This is a genomic window from Methylomonas sp., assembly GCF_023228165.1.
Lineage (GTDB): Bacteria > Pseudomonadota > Gammaproteobacteria > Methylococcales > Methylomonadaceae > Methylomonas.
Genome location: NZ_JALOBS010000006.1, coordinates 79,208 through 101,554, shown reverse-complemented (window position 1 = coordinate 101,554; position 22,347 = coordinate 79,208). Strand labels below are relative to the sequence as shown.

The following is a 22,347-nucleotide window of genomic DNA, read 5'->3' as shown; positions in this document are numbered from 1 at the left end:
AACGCCATCTTAGAGTTTGTCGAGTTGATGGCGAATCAAATCTTGTAGTCCATGCTTTTCAACTAAGCTATAGAGTGTCGGTCTAGTTATGCCTAGTAATCTGGAAGTTTCCGAAATATTGTAATCGTTATAATGTAGGGCTCGTTTTATTGCAGTTATCTCCGCAGCCTCACGGACTTCTTTTAAATTCAGCGGCATAGCGTTGTCGACTTTGGTGGTCATTTCTAGATCTTCTAACGTGATCACACTGTTATCGGATAGAATGACAGCACGCTTTAATTTGTTTTCTAATTCCCTAACATTGCCAGGCCAAGAATACTGTTCTAAAGCTAGTGCCGCATCTGCGGCAAAGCTTTTCGCTTTACAATTATTGCTTTTACAGTAAGACCTTAATAACGAATTCGCTATAGCTATGATATCGCCTTCGCGTTCCCGTAATGGTGGGATTTCTATGTTGATTTCACTAAGGCGATAATATAGATCGGCTCTAAAAAGATTTTGATCAATCAGGTTTTGCAGGTTTTGATGGGTCGCACAAATGATGCGTACATCAACGGCAATTTCTTTGCGGCCACCTAGTCGTTCAATAGTGCGTTCTTGAATAAAGCGGAGCAGTTTGGCCTGTAACGCAAACGGTAAATCACCAATTTCATCAAGAAAAAAAGTGCCTCCTTCCGCATATTCAATTTTGCCTTTGGTTTGTGCGATTGCACCGGTAAAGGCGCCTTTCTCATACCCAAATAATTCACTCTCCAACAATGACTCGGGTATGGCTGCGCAATTAACGGCTACAAAGGGTTTTTTTGCGCGAGGGCTTTGTTTATGAATAGCCTTGGCTAGCATTTCTTTTCCGGTACCACTTTCACCTAGCAATAACGTAGTGGCTTGGGTAGGGGCTATGCGTTCAATCATGCGCATAACGCTCAACATTTGAGGGCTAGTGGCGATGATTCCGCTGAAAAACATTTGTTGTTGTTGTAAATTACGAAAATCATCTTCCAAGGCATGTAGATGAAACGCACGGGAGATAATCAGGTTTAATGAATCCGCATCGACAGGTTTTTGATAAAAATCATATGCGCCTTGTGCAACTGCTTCTATTGCATTGTTGCGGTCATCGTTGCCGGTAACGACAATTACTTTAGTAGTTGGGGCTAACTCTAGTATTTCTTTGAGTGTTGCTAACCCTTCGCTAGCATTGCTTGGGTCTGGTGGTAGGCCAAGATCCACCGTAACCACTTTAGGCATGTGACGGCGTAAAGCGGTGATGGCTTCTGTGCGATTGCTCGCCATAATTATTTCATAATTATCCAGACTCCATTTGAGTTGCTTTTGTAAGCCTGGGTCGTCTTCGACAATTAGCAATAAATTAGTTAAGGTCATTTGATTGAATGAAGTAAAGGAAACCGAATGGTGAAGGTCGTGCCTTGCCCGAATTGACTTTCTACATCCAATTGGCCGGCATTTTTTAAGATGAAATCTTTTGCTTCGTAGGCACCGATACCCATACCTGCGTTCCCTTTTGTTGTATCGAAAGGTTTGAACAACCGTTCTGCAATAAATGAAGGCTCCATGCCTGTGCCATTATCTATAATTTTGATGACAGCATAGTCGGAGGTTGTTGTTAAGACAAGTTTTACCCAGCCGTCGTGTTTTTGCGACGCGTCTTGAGCGTTTTGTACCAAATTCGACAGTACCGTAATTAGCTTGTTCTGATCAATGTTAATGATGCAGTCAGCACACTGGATATCACTTTGGATAGAAGGGAAGCCATTTTGCTGCTGCTGAATTTTTTTGATAATGTCCGACAAGTTAACTTTTGAGTTGGCTAAAGGGGTGGACTTGCCCTGTTTTAGCTGTTCTACAATATGCTGCATTTTGTTTACAGAATGTTTTAGCGTATCAATGGTGTCATCAATAAATTCCGGGTTTAATTTGTGTTTATCAGCGTTTTTAACTATTAGAGCGATTTGCGCTGAAATGTTTTTCAGATCATGCACCAAGTAAGCTGAAAGCCGGTGATAGGTCTCGAATTGTCGATTGTTGGCTAGTGCTTCGCTAACTTTATTTAGGGCGATTGCATTAGCCAATTGCATGCCAACCGTTTTTAGCAAGTCATGGTCTTCCCAATTTAATTTTCTAGGCACGCGAGGTTGAGTAAGGATGGCAAATGCTTCAAGATGATTTAAATGAAACAGTGGCACAATTAGCCACACTTCGCTATCTTCATAGCACCAAGGGGACAGGTCTATGTCATCGTATACTTCTGGAGCATGCGCTAGTTCATAAAAATCTATCACCCACTGTTTATTTGTTAAATAGACTGGTAGATAATGCTGATCCCTTAGACTATCAAGTTCTTGCGTCGTTAGGTGTAAGTTCTGCTCAGCAGCTAGAAAAAAGTGTCCTTGGTCATTTTTAAGCCACAGTCCGCCTCCGCTGCTCTCGACAAGGTCAGTTAGAGTTGTGATGATAAAGTGTTTCAATTCATCCAATGATTCTAACTTTGCCAATGCCTTGCTAATTTTTAGCCACTCTTCACGATAATCGTAACTATAGTGAAAAAAATGTTTGCCAAAATATACTTTGGTCAACGCGCGAATTTTGCCGGATGTGAATGTTAAAATCAGTAGCAAAATGGCCAAAAAAATAAAGACGGTCTGTAGTGATTCTCCCCAATTTGTATTTGTTTTTTTCAAAAAATATCCGACTAAAGACATCAGAATAAGATATATCCCACACCCGAAAAGAATGGTTGAGTAAAAAACTGTTTTGCGTGGCGTCGATGGTGATGGGGTAAGATTCAGTGAGTCTAGGCGCGGCAATGAAAAGACTAAAAATGTGGTTGTCACTGCGTTGATAAAGCCGCGAGAGTGCCACAAAGGTAAATCTAGATGTTCGTAAAGTAGCGACTTGCTGTACACAATTAGGTCAATCGCAAACATTGTTCCTATGCTTAAACATAGGAATTTTATATGCCAGCGTTGCTGTAAGGGGGTGTTGCGATAAAGTTGTTCAGTGAGTATTAGACCGATAACAGCACAAAACAAATGGGCAAAAAATCGAGGATCAAAATTCATTGAATGTTGAATGAATTCCAAGAAATCTGGAAAAGTCTCTATACTTGAAACGAAAGATAGGAACAGCGTTGCAGGTAAAATAAATTTGAAATGAAAAATGAATTGATAGCTATTTCCCCATTGCTGGTTGGACAATAGTGAACTCAACAACAAATACCATGTAATGTTTCTTAATGTTTCAAAAATGAGCGTTTCTGCCAGAAAGAATTGATTGATTTGTGTTACGGCAAGGATGCTTGCGCTCCAAATGGTTGAACATAGAGCCGCAAGAATAAGTAGTCCGTTGCGTCTTTTTTTTAAGATAGTTAATAAAAAAAGCGCGCAATAGCCAATTGTACTGCTAAGGTAGCTATAAAAAAGGTAGTTTTCCATGTTTTACAGTAGGTCATAAGACCTTTGGGTGGAGATAAAAAACTTTGTGTAAGGTAATATAACAGATAGTTTTGGTATGCATTTAGACTGGGTTGAATGTTAGGTTGCTATGAAACAAGTACTTGATGAAATTTTAAACAGTCCTCAGTTTGTCGAAGGTGCGGCATGGCGTCGTGTAAGGTACAAAGCGAATGAAAAGATCATTGAAAAAGGTGAGCTCGGAAGTTCTATGTTCCTTATCGAAGTTGGTAATGTACGTGTGTTAGGTGGAGCTGAACTTGAAAAGGACATAAAAATAACCCCCGGCCTATGTGATTTGGACGCTGGGTCGGTGTTTGGTGATATCTGTTTATATGGTATGCATCGGAGGACTGCTTCTGTGATAGCGTTGACAGATGTAAGCATTTTAGAAATTCGAAGTGATATGTTAAGTGTTTACCTTGATGATCATCCCATAGAGGGCTATCTTTTTTTGAAAGGTCTGTTTGAAATAATGGCGATACGTTTGGAGACTGCTAATGACCGTATCGAAAAGCTTTTAGCTTGGGGTATAAAAGCGCATGATATTGATAAATACCTTTAAAATCATAGGTGTGGAATCAAGTGATTGGGGCTATTTATGAACGATGAGTCCAATTTATCCTTGGTGGAAGGTTTTCAAAAACATTTCAAAGTTGAGTTGGCGATAACCGAGACTCAAAGAACGCAAGTATACGGGGTTAGATATCGTGTTTACTGCGAAGAATTTAAATATGAAGCGACTGACTTATTTCCCGACTGCTTAGAGAAGGATGAATATGATCAGGTATCACGACATTGTCTAGTTATCCATCGCAGGACTGATACACCAGCTGGTTGTGTGCGGTTGGTACCCGCTTTAGGTGACACCGTTAACGCGCCACTACCATTAGAAAAATTTTGCAACTCAAGTCTCGATCATAATCAGATTGATAAATTTGAATTAGAAAGATCTTCAGTTTGTGAGATTTCAAGGCTCGCAGTAGATGGTGCATTTCGTAGACGCACAGGCGAATCGTTGACAAGGTTTGGCGAAATACGCAGTCTTAATTTCTCTGATCAAGAACAGAGAAGCTGTTCTTTGATTGCTGTTGCTTGTTTTCTCGCTGCAACGGCGATGACAGAAGTGGATAATCGTACAAATGTGTTTGCGATGATGGAGCCATTCTTACCGCGGTTGATGCACCGATCTGGCATTGACTTTCAGAGAGTTGGTAAAGATGTATTTTATCATGGAATTAGAGCGCCATATTTTATAACGACACAGTCGGTACTTGAGAATATGCACCCGGATTTATTTGATTTATACCAATGGATCAAAAATGCTATTTATTCTTAATATTAAAATATCTATTTTTTATTTAAAATAAAAACGTTATGGAGGATACCTTGGTATTCAGTAAACCAAATAAAACTAAAGCACGAACCACCATGATGGTGGTGTTGGGAGCAATATTGCTAACGGCTTGTGAAACGCCTGAGGAAGTAGCGGAAAGCCACTTAAAAAAAGGAAAAGAGCTATTTGAAAAAGGCGAATATGAGAAAGCTATTCTTGAGTTAAAAACATCAAGTCAAGCAGGAGATAATATCGCCGATACTTATTATTACATGGCACTTTCTGATGAAAAAGTGAATAACTTTAAGTCCATGAAAGACAACTTATTGAAAGCAATTGAGCTTGATCCAAATAAGCTAGAAGTACGGCAAAAATTGGGAAAAGTAAATTTATTATTTGGAGAGTTAGATAAGGCAATGGAGCAAGCCGATTTTATTTTAAGAGAAAATCCTAGTAATGACGAGGCAAAGTTACTAAAAGCCTCTGCATTTATAAGGCAGAAAAATAATAATAAAGCAACGGCTATAATTGATTCAGTATTGTCAACTGATCCCAAAAATATTGATGCATTGTCTTTAAAAGCCGCTATTGCATTTGAAGATAATCAGCTTGACCGAGCAAATAGTTTGGTTGATACGGCTTTGAACTTAGATGAAAAGAATTTACCTTTAAGATTATTAAAAATAAAAATAAGCTCTAATAAAAAAGATATTGATGCTGTTATAAATGAATACAAAAAATTAATTACATTATATCCAGGTAATGAAAAGTTCAAATTTAACTTGGCTTCGATGTATGCAATGACGGACAAATTGGATCTTGCAGAGGCGCAGCTGCGAGAAATGGTATCCGACAGCCAAGATAAGGTGCAGGTTGAAATTTTATTGCTTGAGTTTTTAAATGCAAAATTTAAAGATCGAGTTGTCCCGGAGTTTGATAAAATTTTAAACCAAACAAGTAAAAATGAAGATGTATTAGAGTTGTCAAAATGGATGATGTCTAATAATTACATCGATGAGGCTATTAGAGGGTTGCGGTTAATTATTGACAGGGATAGAAAAAGTAAAGAGGGTCAATCTGCGCAGGCAATTATTGCAGAAAGTTATTTCATCAATAAAGATTATGATAAGGCTGAAACTGCTATTTCAGATATATTGGCAGAGAATTCTGATAATATTGAGGCGAGCCTTTTAAGGGCTAAGTTGTATCTCTTGAAATATAAGGTTGATGATGCAATTGATTTACTGAATAAGACTATTTGGTTGAAGAATGACTCTGATGTCGCTTATGTGCTATTAGGTCAAGCTTATGCAATGAAAAATGATAAGAAGCAGGCTGGAAAATATCATAAGCAAGCTTTGGAGATAAATCCGGCTAATGTCCAGGCCTTTACATTTATATATAATCTTTATACAAATGCTAATCAAATGGAAAATGCACGTCAATTGATAGATAAGGCTATAAATGCAAAGCCAAATCAAGTATTATTTCTTGCAAAAAAGGCAGAATTAGATATTGCCGAAAAAAAGTGGGAGGACGCACAGTTAACAGTACAGAGGATTGCCGTTTTTTCAAAAAACAAATCTATGCCATTGTATTTAGAGGCGAACATTCTGCAAGGTACAGGAAAGTTTTTAGATGCGATAAAACTTTATGAGAAAATATTGGTAGACTTTCCTTCTAATGTTAATTCAATGATAAATTTGGTACGATCATATGAAGGAATTGGCCAGCGTGAAAAAGCTATTGCATTTCTAGAAAGTCAGCATCACAAATATAACGATGATCTAGTCATTCTTGGTGTGTTAAGTGATCTATATATTGCTAATAAAGATTATCTTAAAGCTGAAGCGCTTTTGAAGAAAGAAATTAAAAATATGACTAGCAATTCGGTTCCTCTTTATCTGGCCTTGGCAAAACTAACTGTTGTTATAAAGAAAGACTCCGCAGCGGCTAAAGAGGTTTATATTAAAGGCTTACAAGATAACCCCGATAATGAACAGCTATTAATGGCTATGGCTAGTCTTGATGAACAAACTGGAAATAAGCAGGAAGCACGTAAAATTTATGAAAAAATTATATACAAGTATCCAGACGCAAATACAGCTGTAAATAATCTTGTAACCTTGCTGATTGATTCTAATATAATTGAAGACCAGCAAAAAGGTTTTGCGTTATCTGAAAAACTTAAGAATGAAGATAATATTTACTTTCAAGATACTTATGCCTGGGCTTTGGTTAAAAACGGTAAGGTTAAAGAGGGATTGGAAATTCTTGAATCGCTGATTGTAAAAGAGCCAAAAATGCCCGAAATTAGGTATCATTTAGGTGTCGCTCATCTTAACAATGATAATAAGGCAACAGCACTTGTTGAATTGAAGCAGTCAATCTCGTTGGCAGATAGCCAGAAACGGAGTTTTTCTGGTAAAGACGAGGCGATAAAACTAATAAAGAAATTAAGTAATCGTTAATATTAATGGCATCCATTATCATAGTTTTTTGGGGCAGGGTTTTTTAAAAATGATAAAGACTAAACTGTATGTTACATGGCGTAGACTTACTATATGCGTGTTTTTTATAATTACAGGTGGATGCGCTCAGCCGTTACTTGAAGACGTTACGCAATCTGCTGATTACACATATCAAATTGGACCTGGAGATAGTGTTAATATTTTTGTATGGGGTAATCCTGAATTATCTACTACTGCGGTAGTAAGACCTGACGGTAAAATTACAGTGCCATTAGTTGAGGAATTATTGGCGAATGGAAAAACCCCTTATCAGCTAGCGAGAGATATAGAAAATGTTTTAAAGGTTTATGTTAAAAGCCCGCAAGTAGTAGTTATGGTGTCGGGTTTTCAAGGAATAAGAGATCAGCAAATTCGTGTTATAGGTCGTATCGGTGGAGGAAGTTCAGGGGGACGTGGCGGATCAGGCGGTATTGGAGGAGTCGGGGGAGGAATTGGCGGCGGCGGAATTGGCGGCGGCGGAATTGGCGGCGGAGGCATTGGGCGTTACCAAGGGAAAGCTATACCTTATGAAAGGGGTATGACTTTGCTTGATGTGATTATTCAAATCGGATTAAATCAATATGCTGATGGTAACAGGGCTAGTGTAATCCGCAAGGTAGATGGGGATCTTAAATCATACCGAGTGCGAATCGATGACTTAATCGATGATGCTGATTTGTCGGCAAATGTATTAATGATGCCAGGTGATATTTTGATCATCCCAGATGCATATTTTTAATATCAAATTTGGTTATTTCACATAAAGTATCCTAAATAAAATGCAACAAGAGTTATCTGAAGTCTATTTCTATTTAAAAGGTACCCTCAAGTACAAGCGGTTGGCCATCTTATTTGCCTTATTGGTATGCATATGTGGTTGGTCTTTCGTTTTTACAATGCCTGATAAATTCGAATCAAAAGCTAAAGTGCATATTGACTCATCCACAGTCATAAGGCCATTGATGCGTGGCATGGTAATTGAGCCCGATGTTTCCGCTTTAATTAGAATTATCCAACAATTAATGTTTACCAGGCCTAATTTAGAGAAAATTATCGAGTTATCTCATTTGAAGGCGGAAAAAACAGGAGAGGTAATTAGCAGTGATTTTATTGAGAAATTGAAAAAGGATATTACTATTTCGGGAGCTCGAGATAGGGATATTTTTGATATTGGTTATTCTTCAACAGATCCTGAAACGGCTAAAAGTGTCGTTCAAGCAGTTCTTACCGTCTTTTCAGAGCAAGCCCAAGGCAAGGCTATGGCGGATGCCACCGATGCTCAGCATTTTATTGAACAACAAATTAGGGATTATGAAATTAGACTACAAGAAGCTGAAAAAGCAAAGGAAGATTTTAAAAGAGCGAATTTGGATTATCTGGCAGGTGAGTCCGATCAGTTCCAATTATTAAATCAATTAAAGGAGCAGCTTAATACGGCAACTTCAAATCAGGAGCAAGCGATAGCTAGAAAAAATGTTCTGGGCGAACAAGTGAAAAGTATTCAAGAATCAAATGAAGATTGGGGTATAACAAATCTCTCTGAGGAGGTTTCCCATGAAGATTCAAGAATTTCTGCGTTAAAAGATAAAAAAGTAGAGATGCTGATTAAGTATACAGAAAATCATCCGGAAATATTGGCAATTGATCGATTAATAGCATCTTTAAAAGAGCAAAAAGAATTGAACAAGAAGGATGTTGCCCTGGAAACCGATTGGATTGGGCCACAGAAAATGTCTAATCCTTATGTGCAAACTTTAAAGATTGCATACGATAATTCTGAAGCAGAGGTAGCTTCAATTCAGGCGTTAATCGACTCAATAAAAGCAAGGATCAATATGATTGAGCACGGGTTGAATGAAAGGCTTGCTATTGAAACTGAGATGAAAAATCTTAATAGGGATTATCAAACTATAAATGGCAAATATTCTGAATTGCTTGAGAGGCGCGAGCAAGCCCATATTACCGAACGAGTAGATGACCAAACTTCCCGCCTAAAATTTAAGATAGCGGATCCACCAACCAGACCAAGCAAGCCATCTTCTCCAAATAGAATACTTTTCTATTCATTGATTTTGGTTGGCGGAATCATTAGCGGGTTCTGTGTTGCGTTTCTGATATATTTTATTCGCCCTGTTTATATGTCTAGTCGACAGGTTAGGGTAGTTACAGGGTTGCCTTCTTTAGGTAGTGTATCCTTAACAAGTATTGGAATTAATAGGGCAAAAAGCATGGATTGGTTATTATTAATTACAATTACGTTAATAATATTTGGATATATTGGTATTATGTTATTTGATTTTATCAAGTAATAATAGGTAAGTCTGATGAGTATTATTGAAAACGCTTTAAAAAAAGCAAATAACCAAGGCTTAATAGAGAAAAATAAACCAGATGATTCATTAATTGAAAGCGATAATTTTACCAGTGACGATGATTCAATAATTCCGAAAGATAATCAAGTTGTCATAAATTGGAATGTTTTGGCTGCCGAAGGGTTTATTGATCACAATGATACTAAATCACAATTGGCAGAAGAGTTTAGAGTTATCAAGCGCCCCTTAGTAAATAATATTCAAGGTGGAGAAATTAATGGGATTTCTCGCCCTAATTTGATATTAATTTGTAGTAGCCTTCCTGGTGAAGGTAAGACATTTGTATCCATAAACTTGGCCTTAAGTATAGCCAACGAGCTGGATAAAAGCGTATTATTGATTGATGCGGATGTCGAACGACCTAGTGTGTCCAGGCAATTAGGTATTAAACAATCTCCCGGATTAATAGAGTATCTTGAAAATGATAAAATTAATTTTTCGGATATTTTGTTGAAAACTGATTTATCTAACCTTAATGTCATTCCTGCAGGTAAAAGACATAAATATTCGACAGAGTTATTATCCAGCCAGAGAATGTATTTGTTTGCTGAAGAGGTCAGTCGACGTTATAAAGATAGGGTTGTAATTTTTGACTCGCCGCCTTTGTTAGTGGCCACACAAGCTCAGATCCTTGCTGAGTTAGTTGGGCAAGTTGTTTTAGTGATTGCCGCAGAGGAGACACCTCAAAATGTTGTTAACGAGTCGATTTCAAAGTTAGCGAATTGTGATGTGGTTATGACTCTTCTCAATAAAACCAAAAAGGAGCTTGATCTATACGGATATAACTATGGTTATGGTAAGTATGGTCATTGATAAAGATGGTATTAAATTGCATAAAATAACATACAAGTTATTTGCAATTTTATTGTCATTTGGATTTTTATTTCCGGAGAGCGCCTTAGCTTTTGATTGGCGTATTCGTCCCAATCTCTCGATGAGCGAAGTGTTTTCTGATAATCTGGCATTGTCGAATAATGCTAAGAAAAGTGGATTTGTCTCCGAGGTTTCTCCCGGAATTTCAATGTATGGTTCTTCACCCTGGAGTAATCTAAATTTAAACTATAGGTTACAAGGGCTTTATAATGCCGGAGGAAGCGATGCAATTGATATAAACCATCAATTGCAAATGAGTTCGTTATATCAGGCTTTGCGGAATACTCTTTTTTTGCAAACGAGTAGTTCGATCAGTCAACAAAATATTAGTAATACCTTTATAACTACAGATAATTTAACCGGAAACGGCAGCAGAGTAGAGTCGAAAAACTTCAATATTTCACCGTATTGGACACCTCATTTCGGGCAATATGCCAATGGTTTGCTTAAAGTCGGCTATCAAAAATCCTCTTTTGATAATGCAAATTCAAATACAACCTCTTCACCTTTGCTGAGTCAAATTTCTGATTCCGAGACTTTTTCAAGGCAGGCCAGGCTGTCAAGCGGTAGTAAATTTAATACGATGAGATGGAATTTAAATTATTCATCTCAAGATCAAAGTCGTGTAAGTGGGAGTGATGTTCGTTTTGAGCATTATACTGGCGATGCTCGTTATTATTTTAATCGGAAATATAATGTTTTTGTTCATGCCGGTTACGAAAATAACGATTTCCAAACCTCATCAAATAGTATTAATAATGGCTTCTTTTATACTTTTGGTGCGCAATGGAATCCTAGTCAATTCTATTCCCTCGAGGCAGGATATGGGAACAATAAACATGTCACTATTCGCGTTAATCCATCCGCAAATCTATCTGCGTTTGTTACGTATCAAAATAAAGATATTGGACTAAATACCGGTAATACGTGGAATGCTAATTTAAACTATCGTGTAAAACAGGCAGCTGTTAATTTTACCTATTCTCAGGATACTACAACAGTTCAACAAGTTTTAGCCGATCAACAAATATTCTCCGACCCCACTGGGGGGGCGGTGTCTGGCGACACGGATCAACAGCTTCTGGTGCTTAATTCAAATTTACCGAATTTGGGTTTAGGTAACGATGTGATTATTAGCAAAAACGCTAAGTTGTCATTTACCTTTCAAACTGGAAAAAGTTTTTACAATGCGTCTTTTTACAATACACATCGAAATTACGAACCGAGCCTAGTGCAGGATGATGTATATGGTGCTTCTGCGAGTTGGCGCTGGCAATTCGATCCTAGATTGAATTTCTATTTAAGACCTAACTGGCAATCCACGGATAGTGGCGGCGCCTCATCAGTGAATAGTAAGCGATATGATGTGGCTTTGGGGGTGACTCGAGGTGTGCCTATTAATTTGGGGCGCCCATTACTGATGAATACCAGTTTAGAGTTAAGACATATCAATCAACAATCTGACTTTTCTTTAAACGACTACACAGAGAATCGCGCTACAGCTAATTTTGCGGTTCGTTTTTAAAATTTCCACTTTAAATTTATGTACGACGGATTTTACAACTTAAGCCAAAAACCATTTCAATTAAGCGCTGATCCTGATTTCTTTTTTCAAAGTTCGGTGCATAAACGCGCCCTGGCGTATATGCAGTATGGTTTGACACAGGGAGAAGGGTTTGTGTTGGTAACCGGCTCTCCTGGCACCGGTAAAACTATGTTGGTTAAAAGTCTGGTTAAAAACCTTAATAAAGATAAATTATTGATTGGCGTCATGATGACCTCTCAAGTCGGGCCCGAAGATACCTTAAGACTGATAGCTTCGACATTTGGTTTTCAATATTTGCATAATGATAAAGCGAGTCTATTAAATAGCTTTGAAAAGTTTATTATTGAGAAGGCGAGGGAAGGGCGTCGCTTATTATTGATTATTGATGAAGCGCAGAATTTGCCCAAACAATCGTTGGAAGAATTACGAATGTTGACTAACCTGGATGTAAACGGTACGCCGGTTTTCCAGGTTTTTCTGGTTGGACAGCCAGAATTAAAACGCACCATATATGCGACTGATATGGAGCAATTAAAGCAGCGTATTGTTTCTACGTTTCATCTTGATCCGCTGGATGAAGATGAAACTAAAGAGTATATTTTATTTCGGTTGCAAACCGCTGGGTGGCAAGGTAAGCCGGAGTTTGACCCTAACGTTTTCTCGGATATACATGATTTTTCGGCGGGTACACCTCGGCGCATCAATTCTTTGTGTGATCGGTTGTTACTATTTGGTTATTTAGAAGAGTTAAGTATTTTAGATAGTCAAGCTGTTGAAAAAGTCATTTCTGAAGTAAACGAAGAGATGAAGCTCGAAGATCGCGAGGAGCAGACCGCATCGTCTTCAATGTCAGCAAATCGTTATTCCGGTGCTGAAGCAGGATCATTTGAAGATCGTTTGCTGCGCTTGGAAAGCGAGGTGCTTAATCTTCATAATATTGCTAATAAGGAAAAGGCTTTGCTTAGAAAAGCAATTTTAATTCAGCTCGATATGGACACGGTTTATGACAGCGGTAAAAAATAACACTACACAGCCGCAAGTGCTGGTTTGTGTGGTCGGGGCCCGGCCAAATTTTATGAAAATGGCCCCTATTATGCGGGCTTTGCAAAATGTTAAACATTTAATAACACCGTATTTGGTTCATACCGGTCAGCATTACGATCAAGCCATGAAGGATACTTTTTTTCAACAATTAGGTATCCCCAAGCCGGATATGGATTTGGGAGTAGGTTCAGGTACTCATGCAGTACAAACCGCCAATATTATGCTTAAATTCGAACCAGTTCTTGACGACGTAAATCCTTTTGCGGTGTTGGTGGTCGGCGATGTCAATTCCACCGTTGCTTGTGGATTAGTGGCAGTGAAAAAACAGATTCCGCTGATACATGTGGAGGCTGGCTTGCGTAGTTATGATAGGGAAATGCCTGAAGAAATAAATAGGATATTAACTGATCAACTATCCGATTTGTTATTGACCACTGAAAGGGATGCAGCTAGTAATTTGCTGAAAGAAGGCATATCTGAAGATCGAATATGTTTTGCAGGAAATGTGATGATTGATAGTTTACTGAATAACTGTAATCAAGCATCGTCACTGCGGGATACACTCGATAACTATGCCTGCACGCAAACGGTCTCGGAAAATAATTACGCCCTACTTACTTTGCATCGCCCATCAAATGTCGATGATCAAGCCACACTGGCGCGTCTGATTAAAATTATTTCTGAGCTGAGCCAGAAATTGCCGGTTATTTTTCCGGTACACCCTAGAACCCAACAGAAGATCAGTCAGGCCGGCTTATTAGCTGAATTGTCTGAACAGCGCGTAGTTCTTCTCCCGCCGGTAAGTTATCTGGAAATGTTGGGATTGATGCGGTCTGCAAAACTGGTGTTGACCGATTCCGGTGGCTTGCAGGAAGAAACTACCGCTTTGGGAGTGCCGTGTATTACTTTGCGCGAAAATACCGAGCGGCCTATTACGGTTACTGAAGGTACTAATACGATTGTGGGCACAGATCCCGTCAAAATCATGCAGTGCGTAGATGAGGTATTAACCAGTGGCGGTAAAAGCGGACGCGTCCCTGAATACTGGGATGGACTGGCAGCGCAACGCATCGTGGCGGAAATTATTCATCGCTATCTTCCAGGCAACTAAATTCCTATGGGACGTCAGTTAATCACTAATGCCATGACAGTCGATGTTGAGGATTATTTCCAAGTCTCGGCATTTGAAAATCATATTGAAAAATCGCAGTGGGATATTCTGCAGCATCGGGTTGTGGACAATACCGAGCGTATTCTAGATTTATTTGCCCGGCATGAGGTTAGGGCCACTTTTTTTACGTTGGGCTGGATAGCAGAACGATATCCTGAATTAGTGCGACGCATTGTTGCGGAAGGTCATGAATTGGCGTCGCACGGATATGAGCATATTCGGGTCACAGAGCAATCGCCGGCACAATTTCGTGCGGACATCAGAAAAACTAAAAAGCTGTTGGAAGATGTCTCCGGGCAAACGGTAGTTGGCTATCGGGCCGCCAGTTACTCGATAGGCGCTAAGAATCTTTGGGCTCTAGAGGTTTTGGAAGAAGAGGGACACCTTTATAGCTCCAGCATTTATCCGGTCAAGCATGATTTATATGGCATGCCTTCTGCGCCTAGATTTGCTTTTAGGCCGGACAATACCCAACAATTGATTGAATTGCCGATCACCACTTTAAAGGTTATGGGTAAAAACATACCCTGCGGAGGGGGAGGTTTTTTTCGTTTATATCCTTACCTGTTTTCCAAAGCAGCTTATCAATACTTGAATTCAGTGGAGAAACAAGCGGGTATTTTTTATTTTCATCCGTGGGAAATTGATCCGCAGCAACCGCGTCAACAAAATCTGCCGTTCAAATCGCGATTCAGACACTATTTGAATTTAAGTCGGGTAGAAAATCGTCTCAATAACTTATTAAATGATTTTGCCTGGGATACCATGCAAAATGTTTTTTTAAGCAAACCACTTGCTAAAGCACCAACATGATTAAACTACTTGAACCGGCTGATTACCAGCGCTGGGATAACTATGTCATCGCATCCGATGCAGCCAGCTTTTTCCATCTGTCTGCGTGGCAGTCGGTTATACAGCAAGCCTTTTCGCATAAAACCTATTACTTCTATGCTGAACAAGAGGGCCAAATTACCGGCATTCTGCCTTTAGTGCATATCAATAGTTTGTTGTTTGGTAATACGCTAATTTCCAGTGCTTTTTGCGTCTACGGTGGTATCGTTGCCAACAATGACCAAGCGTTTGCTGCATTACAAAACCGAGCCCAACAACTGGCGCGGGAATTAGGGGTAGATTGTCTGGAGATGCGTAATCGCCAGCAACAGCATCCGGATTGGCCGCATAAGCAACTTTATGTCACTTTCAGAAAAAACCTGGAAAGCGACCACGAAAAGAACATGGCTGCGATTCCGCGTAAACAACGCGCCATGGTGCGGGCGGGTATCAAAGCCGGTTTGAATGGCGTAGTGGATGAATCAGTTGATCGTTTTTACCAGGCTTATTCGGAAAGCGTAAGAAATTTAGGGACGCCGGTCTTCCCCAAACGTTATTTTCAAGTGTTGAAAAATGTCTTTGCGGATGATTGTGAAATTTTGATTATCGAACATGAAGGTCGCTTAGTCGCTGGCGTCATGAGTTTTTATTATAAAGACGAAGTGTTGCCTTACTACGGCGGTGGTACCGATTTAGCCCGTGATTTAAAAGGCAACGATTTCATGTATTGGGAGGTCATGCGTCGCGCGGTTGATAAGGGCTGTAAAGTATTCGATTATGGCCGCAGTAAAGAGGGCACCGGCTCTTATCGATTTAAAAAGCATTGGGGCTTCGAACCTGAGCCGTTGTTCTATGAAGTCGATCTGGTTAATGCGCAACAAATTCCCGATATCAACCCGCTTAATCCTAAATATCAATTGTTTATTGCGGCCTGGAAACGATTGCCATTGCCGGTAAGCCAACTGGTCGGGCCTTGGCTGGCTAAAGACTTGGGGTGATTCGGCCATGACGAAGTTACTCTATTTGGTGCACCGTATTCCGTATCCACCCAATAAAGGTGACAAGATTCGCTCGTTTCATTTTTTGAAAGCCTTAGCAGAGAAGTATGAAGTTTACTTGGGTACCTTTATCGACGATCCGGATGATAAACAATATATCGATACACTAAAGGTTTATTGCAAAGATAGTTTTTGTATCGATTTGCAGCCTAAATTCGGCAAGTTGAAAAGTTTGACGGGATTTTTGACCGGCGAAGCGCTGAGTTTGCCGTACTATCGCAACTCAGCTTTGCAGGCTTGGGTAGACAATACTATTGCAGAACAAAACATTGAATATGCGTTAATTTTTTCTTCACCGATGGCGCAATATTTAAAAAACCACCCTGAGGTAAGTTTAGTAGCCGATTTTGTGGATGTGGATTCCGATAAATGGCGGCAATATGCCGGCAGTAAAAATTGGCCGGGAAGTTGGGTGTATCAACGTGAAGCGCAAAAATTACTGGATTTTGAAACACATACCGCCGGTTTGGCAAAATCGACTGTGTTTGTATCTGAGCAAGAAGCTCAGTTATTCAAACAATTGGCTCCCGAAAATGCCGATAAGATCAGTTTTGTCAATAATGGTGTCGATACTGAGTTTTTCGACCCGCAATTGTCATTCGCCAATCCGTTTGCAAAAAACCAAGCCGCCATTGTTTTTACCGGGGCCATGGATTATTGGGCTAATGTCGATGCCGTGGTTTGGTTTGCTCAGCAAGTATTCCCTTGGGTGAAAGAACAAGTCCCGGAGGTGCGATTTTATGTTGTGGGTTCAAAACCGACTAAGGCTGTGCAGCAGCTTGCGGACAATGATGCATCGGTCATCGTCACAGGTCGGGTCGACGATGTAAGAAATTATGTGGCGCATGCCTGTGTGGTCGTGGCCCCGCTACGGATTGCCCGGGGAATACAAAACAAAGTACTTGAAGCGATGGCGATGGCTAAGCCCATCGTGGCAACCTCTGCGGCAATGGAAGGTATTCCCGGCAATCAGTCTTTAGAAATAGCGGTAGCCGATAACCCCCAAGAATTTGCCAGCCAAGTTGTCAAGATATTGCAACAGCCTATGACGGCTGTTGCAGAGCATCGCCGTTATGTGCAGGCTGATTTTAGTTGGCAGCATAACGGAGAAAGGTTATGCCAAATGTTGTCCGACAAGGGGATTGAAAGTCTTGTCTGAGCAACCGCCTTTGATTGTACACATCATATACCGCCTGGGTGTCGGTGGGCTGGAGAACGGTCTGGTCAATCTAATCAATCGCATGCCGACAGATAGCTACCGGCACGCCATTATCTGTTTGACCGACAGTACTGATTTTAGCCAGCGCATCCAGCGACCAGATGTGGCGATTTATGAGATACATAAAAAACCGGGTCAGGATGTCGAGTCTTTTGTAAAGGTCTATAAATTACTTAAACAACTTAAGCCTACGCTGGTGCATACCCGCAATTTGGCCGCTATCGAATACCAACTATGCGCCTTTTTCGCAGGGGTTCCCTTCAGGGTGCAGGGTGAACATGGTTGGGATGTATTCGACCCGGAAGGTAACAATGTTAAATACCGATGGTTGCGGTTTTTAATGGGCTTGATAATCCACCGTTTCATTCCTTTATCCCAACAACTGCATGATTATTTGCAGAAGAAAGTAGGTATCCCCGCCAAAAAAATCGCCCGGATTTGTAATGGTGTCGACACGGATCTGTTTTATCCTCGGGAAGGCCGGCGGCAAATGCCTGAAAATTGTCCATTGCAGTTGGACAATAAATTTCTGGTCGGCACCGTTGGGCGAATGCATGGCGTAAAGGATCAATTGACCTTGGTGAAAGCCTATATACTGGCCTGTCAAGAGTCGGCTATTTTCGCTGAGAAAGCCCGGTTAGCGATTATCGGCGATGGGCCTTTACGAGAGTTAGCTGTCAATTTGCTTGAAAAACATGGTTTGGAAGCCAATGCCTGGTTACCGGGGGAGTGCCACAATATTGCGCAAATTTTGCGCGGTTTTGACGTGTTTGTGCTGCCCTCTAAAGCTGAAGGGATTTCAAATACCATTTTGGAAGCCATGGCAACCGGTTTGCCTGTCATTGCGACAAGTGTGGGTGGTAATCCTGAATTGGTTATCAACGAAAAAACCGGTCTTTTAGTAGAAAAGGAAAATGTGTCGGCAATGGCGACTGCCTTGCAATTGCTTATCACTGACGATAGTAAACGACAGCAATTTTCTGCAGCAGCTTTGCAGCGGGCTCGGCAGGAATTTTCACTCGATAGCATGGTGGCACGCTATCAAGCGGTGTATGACAGACGATAACCAAGCCCTGAGGAGCTAATATGTGCGGCATAGTGGGTATTTTTGACATTCATGAAAAATCCGAAATCGATCGGGATTTGTTGTCGAGGATGAATGAATCGCAATTCCACCGGGGGCCGAACGAGGGCGGTTTACATACCGAACCAGGTTTGGGGTTCGGGCATCGCCGTCTGTCCATTATCGATTTGTCCAGTGGCCAACAACCCATGCACAGTCAGGATGGAAATGTAGTGCTGACCTATAACGGTGAGGTATACAACTTTCCCGAGCTGCGGAAAGAACTGCAAACCCTTGGCTATGCTTTTAGAACTCATTGCGACACAGAAGTTATATTGTATGCTTGGCAAGCCTGGGGTGAAGCATGCGTCGAGCGCTTGCGCGGCATGTTCGCATTTGCAATTTGGGATAGAACACAGCAAACCCTGTTTTTGGCCCGGGACCGGTTAGGCATCAAACCATTGTTTTATGCGCAATTATCTAATAACCAATTTATTTTTAGTTCCGAGCTGAAGGCATTAAAGCAGCATCCCCTGTTACCCAAAACAATCGACCCCACTGCTATCGAAGATTATTTTGGCTTTGGCTACATTCCCGACCCTAAAACGATTTATCAGGGGGTTTATAAGCTGGAGCCGGGTTATTGCTTAACCATAAAAAAAGGCCTGCAACAATGGCAACCGCGACAATATTGGGATGTTAAGTTTGAGTCAGGGCAAAACAGAGATGTGGGGGAAACTGGCGAAGATTTAATCGAACGCTTTCGGGAAGCAGTTAACATTCGCATGATGGCCGATGTACCGTTGGGTGCGTTTTTGTCGGGTGGTGTGGATTCCAGCGCAGTGGTGGCCATGATGGCGGGGTTGTCATCCGATCCTGTTAATACCTGCTCGATTTCTTTTGGCGATCCTAAGTTCAACGAATCGCAATTTGCCGCCCAGGTCGCTGAACGTTACCACACTGCCCATAGGGTTGAACAAGTCGATCCGGACGATTTTGGTCTAATCGATCAGCTCTCGGGTTTATATGACGAGCCTTATGCCGATAGTTCCGCATTGCCGACTTATAGGGTGTGCGAATTAGCCAAGAAACAGGTCACTGTGGTGTTATCCGGTGATGGTGGCGATGAAAGCCTGGCCGGTTATCGTCGCCATCGTTGGCATACTTACGAAGATAGAATGCGTAGTTTGTTACCGGATGCCTTGCGCGTACCGCTATTTTCTACCTTGGGTCGCATTTATCCCAAACTGGATTGGGCGCCGAAGTTTCTGCGAGCGAAATCGACATTGGAATCAATCGGTCGCGATTCCATATCCGGTTATTTTCACAGTGTCTCCGTCATGTCCAATGAGATACGTGAACAATTGTTCAGTGATCAGTTGAAAAGCCAACTGCAAGGTTATCAAGCTATAGAAGTATTTCGGCGCTATCAAAAACAAGCACCTGGCGACCCGCTGTCTATGGTGCAATACTTGGATTTGAAAACTTATCTGCCGGGCGATATTCTGACAAAAGTCGACAGGGCCAGCATGGCGCATGCCCTGGAAGTACGAGTGCCGTTATTGGATCATAAATTGGTGGAATGGATGGCTGCCTTGCCCCCGGATTTGAAATTGCATGGTCGGGAGGGTAAATATATTTTTAAAAAAGCTTTAGAGACCTATTTGCCCGACGATATTCTTTATCGACCCAAAATGGGCTTTGCTGTACCACTGGCTAGCTGGTTTAGAGGGCCGCTTAAGCAGCGGGTGCAAAATGCCTTGTTAGGTGATACGCTGAAACAAACAGGTTGGTTCAACACGTCATTTTTACAACATATTGTTACTCAACACCAAGCTGGATTACGCGATTACAGTGCGCCGATTTGGTCGCTGCTAATGTTTGAAGCGTTTCTGCGAAATAACATGTAATATTTAATGACACTGCCCTAGTGGGCAATGGACAGGTGTTAATTGATTTGCTAGAGTCTAACGGATATAAAATATTGGGGTAAATACAATGAGTATAGAAAATAACAATCAAGACAGGTTGCTTGCCGATTTAGACAAAAGCTCTGCAGTTAACAAATCCAGGCGTTCATTCGCAAAGTCAGGTATCGCGGCACCGGTTATTGTTAGCCTTGCTAGTAAGCCTGTTTTTGGTGCCCAATGCTTGTCTAATGCGCTATCAATTAACCAGTCTCACGCTGTATCATCCTGTTGGGGTGGGTGGTCGCCGGGCGCATGGAAAGGTCCAACCGGTGATGGAAGTCCATCACAATGGCTACAAGCTGGCTTTAATTATGGAACCTTAAAACCCGGAAAAAGTGGTCAAAAATGGAATCACTATGATGGCGGTTCTAAAGTAAATGAATTTGTATTTCCTTCGGGTTATTCCTTTCCATCAGGAATAACAGGTAACAGTTACGCCAGAGAATATTTAAATACTGCTAGTAATGCTGATGCCCATTTGCATTACATGGCGGCTCTTTTGAATATAAAATATGCCGCTGCTACAGGCCAGCATTATATTATGAATTATCAGCAATTTCTTGGACTAGTCAGCGGCGCAACTCCTATTCCAGCGCCATATGCGTCATTTGCTGATTATGTTGACGCTAATTATCATCTCTGAGTTTTTTCAAAGTAAAAGGTTTAAATAATCGGCATTATAATTCTTGTGACTGATTGTATTAGTAGGTGTGAATGCTTACAAGTATTTCATGTTCCTGAAGAAGATGGTTGCATAGTTTTTAATGCCGAATCGTGCGAATGTCATTATTTGGATGAGTTGAGTGCAAAAGTATTCTTTATGTTTTATGAACGTCCTTGTTCGCGTTACGATTTGTTGGTAAATATTGCTAACTACTTAAATCGGGAAGTGACTGAAGAACTGTCGGTTTTCGTTGAGGAATTAATCCAAGAATTCCGATCTTTAAATATAGTTGAAAGCATTAAAAGGGATGTTGCTTGAGACTGTCTGAGTTGAATAAAAGCAACTTCACTAGGTGCATTTCAAGCGACGGTTTGGGATTAAAAATAGGCCCGTTCACAGTATGCTTAAAATCGTCTGTGCCCAGTGTTGCAGAGCATTTGATAGGGCTTTACGGCGGCTTTAAGCTTGTGAGTAAAGATGAATTTATCGACTTTCAAGTGTCTATTGGATTTCCCAATAATTTAAGGCGTTTTATTTATCAACAGGCAATTTTTTCCTTTGATAACTACTACCCTTTTTTACCGTTGCCGTTGCCACAAGCTGGAGCAATGTTTGAATGGGGGCTAAATTGGTGCGTGGCAAATCAATCTCATCAGTATTTGATTATTCATGCTGCGGTAGTTGAAAGAGATGGTTATGCAATCATTCTCCCAGGCGTTCCTGGTAGCGGTAAAAGTACTCTTTGTGCTGCTTTAGTTTGTAGTGGTTGGCGGTTATTGTCAGATGAAATGACTTTGCTTTCATTGGTAAATGGGCGTATTTATCCTATACCAAGGCCTATTAGTTTAAAAAATCAGTCAATCGATATCATAAAAAACTTTTCTGATAAGGCTGTTATCACTAGTATAGTTCCTAATACAATAAAAGGTACTTTAGGGCATATGCGCACGTTTGAAAAATGCCTTTCATGTATAGATATTCCGGCAATTCCATCAAGAATTATATTTCCCCGCTATACTCTTGGTTCAAATAACTTGTTAAAGCCAATAAATAAACATCACGCTTTTATGAAAGTGGCCGAAAATAGCTTTAATTTTAATGTCTTAGGAGCCGTAGGTTTTAATGCTATTAAAAAATTAATTGTTGACTGTGATGTTTATGAATTTGAATATCATTCTTTGAGGGAGGCGATAATGCTGTTTGAACAGTTTGGCTTATAG

Annotated in this window: 18 protein-coding genes; 16 read left to right on the top strand and 2 right to left on the bottom strand. The window is 40.6% G+C overall.

The features are described 5' to 3' along the window. Window positions 1-9 precede the first annotated feature (9 nt). A complete protein-coding gene (gene prsR / locus M0R33_RS06140; RefSeq protein WP_292566564.1) occupies window positions 10-1,383 on the bottom strand; it encodes a PEP-CTERM-box response regulator transcription factor in 1,374 nt (457 codons plus the stop codon). Further along, complete coding sequence (gene prsK / locus M0R33_RS06135) at window positions 1,380-3,452, bottom strand: XrtA/PEP-CTERM system histidine kinase PrsK (protein WP_292566561.1); 2,073 nt, start codon at window positions 3,450-3,452, stop codon at window positions 1,380-1,382. The genes prsR and prsK overlap by 4 nt, the downstream gene beginning before the upstream one ends. Before the next feature lie 109 nt (window positions 3,453-3,561). On the opposite strand from prsK, the gene M0R33_RS06130 reads away from it, so the two are divergent. The 16 genes from M0R33_RS06130 (at window position 3,562) to M0R33_RS06055 (ending at window position 22,347) form a co-directional block, all read left to right on the top strand. Continuing rightward, window positions 3,562-4,035: a cyclic nucleotide-binding domain-containing protein gene (locus M0R33_RS06130; protein ID WP_292566559.1), complete on the top strand. Its 474-nt coding sequence runs from the start codon at window positions 3,562-3,564 to the stop codon at window positions 4,033-4,035. A 36-nt stretch (window positions 4,036-4,071) separates the two neighbouring features. Then, complete coding sequence (locus M0R33_RS06125; protein ID WP_292566557.1) at window positions 4,072-4,809, top strand: PEP-CTERM/exosortase system-associated acyltransferase; 738 nt, start codon at window positions 4,072-4,074, stop codon at window positions 4,807-4,809. Window positions 4,810-4,847: 38 nt separating this feature from the next. Next, a complete protein-coding gene (locus tag M0R33_RS06120) occupies window positions 4,848-7,277 on the top strand; it encodes a tetratricopeptide repeat protein (RefSeq protein WP_292566555.1) in 2,430 nt (809 codons plus the stop codon). Window positions 7,278-7,326: 49 nt separating this feature from the next. Next, window positions 7,327-8,055, top strand: a complete 729-nt coding sequence (locus M0R33_RS06115) for a polysaccharide biosynthesis/export family protein (protein WP_292566553.1) — start codon at window positions 7,327-7,329, stop codon at window positions 8,053-8,055. Window positions 8,056-8,095: 40 nt separating this feature from the next. Then, window positions 8,096-9,625 carry an XrtA system polysaccharide chain length determinant gene (locus M0R33_RS06110; RefSeq protein WP_292566552.1) on the top strand — a complete coding sequence of 510 codons (1,530 nt, stop codon included), beginning with the start codon at window positions 8,096-8,098 and terminating at the stop codon, window positions 9,623-9,625. Between the two features lie 15 nt (window positions 9,626-9,640). Then, entirely contained in the window at window positions 9,641-10,501 is an 861-nt protein-coding gene (locus M0R33_RS06105; RefSeq protein WP_292566550.1) for an XrtA-associated tyrosine autokinase, read from the top strand. Then, window positions 10,476-12,086 (top strand): TIGR03016 family PEP-CTERM system-associated outer membrane protein, encoded by a 1,611-nt coding sequence (locus M0R33_RS06100; protein WP_292566548.1) that lies wholly within the window; start codon window positions 10,476-10,478, stop codon window positions 12,084-12,086. Before M0R33_RS06105 ends, M0R33_RS06100 begins: the two co-directional genes overlap by 26 nt. Window positions 12,087-12,104: 18 nt before the next feature. Beyond that, the gene (locus tag M0R33_RS06095; protein ID WP_292566545.1) at window positions 12,105-13,130 is read left to right on the top strand and encodes an XrtA/PEP-CTERM system-associated ATPase; all 1,026 of its coding nucleotides are present in this window, start codon (window positions 12,105-12,107) and stop codon (window positions 13,128-13,130) included. Then, window positions 13,111-14,262, top strand: a complete 1,152-nt coding sequence (wecB, locus tag M0R33_RS06090; protein WP_292566543.1) for a UDP-N-acetylglucosamine 2-epimerase (non-hydrolyzing) — start codon at window positions 13,111-13,113, stop codon at window positions 14,260-14,262. The genes M0R33_RS06095 and wecB overlap by 20 nt, the downstream gene beginning before the upstream one ends. Window positions 14,263-14,268: 6 nt before the next feature. Beyond that, complete coding sequence (locus M0R33_RS06085; protein WP_366043202.1) at window positions 14,269-15,135, top strand: XrtA system polysaccharide deacetylase; 867 nt, start codon at window positions 14,269-14,271, stop codon at window positions 15,133-15,135. Beyond that, a complete protein-coding gene (locus tag M0R33_RS06080) occupies window positions 15,132-16,151 on the top strand; it encodes a FemAB family XrtA/PEP-CTERM system-associated protein (RefSeq protein WP_292566541.1) in 1,020 nt (339 codons plus the stop codon). Before M0R33_RS06085 ends, M0R33_RS06080 begins: the two co-directional genes overlap by 4 nt. Before the next feature lie 7 nt (window positions 16,152-16,158). Next, a complete protein-coding gene (locus M0R33_RS06075) occupies window positions 16,159-17,370 on the top strand; it encodes a TIGR03087 family PEP-CTERM/XrtA system glycosyltransferase (protein ID WP_292566538.1) in 1,212 nt (403 codons plus the stop codon). After that, the gene (locus M0R33_RS06070) at window positions 17,363-18,496 is read left to right on the top strand and encodes a TIGR03088 family PEP-CTERM/XrtA system glycosyltransferase (protein ID WP_292566535.1); all 1,134 of its coding nucleotides are present in this window, start codon (window positions 17,363-17,365) and stop codon (window positions 18,494-18,496) included. The genes M0R33_RS06075 and M0R33_RS06070 overlap by 8 nt, the downstream gene beginning before the upstream one ends. Before the next feature lie 20 nt (window positions 18,497-18,516). After that, the gene (locus M0R33_RS06065) at window positions 18,517-20,403 is read left to right on the top strand and encodes an XrtA/PEP-CTERM system amidotransferase (protein WP_292566532.1); all 1,887 of its coding nucleotides are present in this window, start codon (window positions 18,517-18,519) and stop codon (window positions 20,401-20,403) included. 88 nt (window positions 20,404-20,491) lie between these two features. After that, on the top strand, window positions 20,492-21,106 hold the full coding sequence (locus tag M0R33_RS06060) for a hypothetical protein (RefSeq protein WP_292566529.1): 615 nt from the start codon (window positions 20,492-20,494) through the stop codon (window positions 21,104-21,106). Between the two features lie 335 nt (window positions 21,107-21,441). Next, entirely contained in the window at window positions 21,442-22,347 is a 906-nt protein-coding gene (locus tag M0R33_RS06055) for an HprK-related kinase A (protein ID WP_366043198.1), read from the top strand.

Bases quoted from the DNA above. Each gene is read 5' to 3' on its own strand.
- prsR (WP_292566564.1), bottom strand. From the start codon at position 1,383: ATGACCTTAACTAATTTATTGCTAATTGTCGAAGACGACCCAGGCTTA.
- M0R33_RS06125 (WP_292566557.1), top strand. From the start codon at position 4,072: ATGAACGATGAGTCCAATTTATCCTTGGTGGAAGGTTTTCAAAAACAT.
- M0R33_RS06130 (WP_292566559.1), top strand. From the start codon at position 3,562: ATGAAACAAGTACTTGATGAAATTTTAAACAGTCCTCAGTTTGTCGAA.
- M0R33_RS06120 (WP_292566555.1), top strand. From the start codon at position 4,848: ATGGAGGATACCTTGGTATTCAGTAAACCAAATAAAACTAAAGCACGA.
- M0R33_RS06100 (WP_292566548.1), top strand. From the start codon at position 10,476: ATGGTTATGGTAAGTATGGTCATTGATAAAGATGGTATTAAATTGCAT.
- M0R33_RS06095 (WP_292566545.1), top strand. From the start codon at position 12,105: ATGTACGACGGATTTTACAACTTAAGCCAAAAACCATTTCAATTAAGC.
- M0R33_RS06075 (WP_292566538.1), top strand. From the start codon at position 16,159: ATGACGAAGTTACTCTATTTGGTGCACCGTATTCCGTATCCACCCAAT.
- M0R33_RS06105 (WP_292566550.1), top strand. From the start codon at position 9,641: ATGAGTATTATTGAAAACGCTTTAAAAAAAGCAAATAACCAAGGCTTA.
- M0R33_RS06115 (WP_292566553.1), top strand. From the start codon at position 7,327: ATGATAAAGACTAAACTGTATGTTACATGGCGTAGACTTACTATATGC.
- M0R33_RS06110 (WP_292566552.1), top strand. From the start codon at position 8,096: ATGCAACAAGAGTTATCTGAAGTCTATTTCTATTTAAAAGGTACCCTC.
- M0R33_RS06060 (WP_292566529.1), top strand. From the start codon at position 20,492: ATGAGTATAGAAAATAACAATCAAGACAGGTTGCTTGCCGATTTAGAC.
- M0R33_RS06080 (WP_292566541.1), top strand. From the start codon at position 15,132: ATGATTAAACTACTTGAACCGGCTGATTACCAGCGCTGGGATAACTAT.
- prsK (WP_292566561.1), bottom strand. From the start codon at position 3,452: ATGGAAAACTACCTTTTTTATAGCTACCTTAGCAGTACAATTGGCTAT.
- wecB (WP_292566543.1), top strand. From the start codon at position 13,111: ATGACAGCGGTAAAAAATAACACTACACAGCCGCAAGTGCTGGTTTGT.
- M0R33_RS06085 (WP_366043202.1), top strand. From the start codon at position 14,269: ATGGGACGTCAGTTAATCACTAATGCCATGACAGTCGATGTTGAGGAT.
- M0R33_RS06065 (WP_292566532.1), top strand. From the start codon at position 18,517: ATGTGCGGCATAGTGGGTATTTTTGACATTCATGAAAAATCCGAAATC.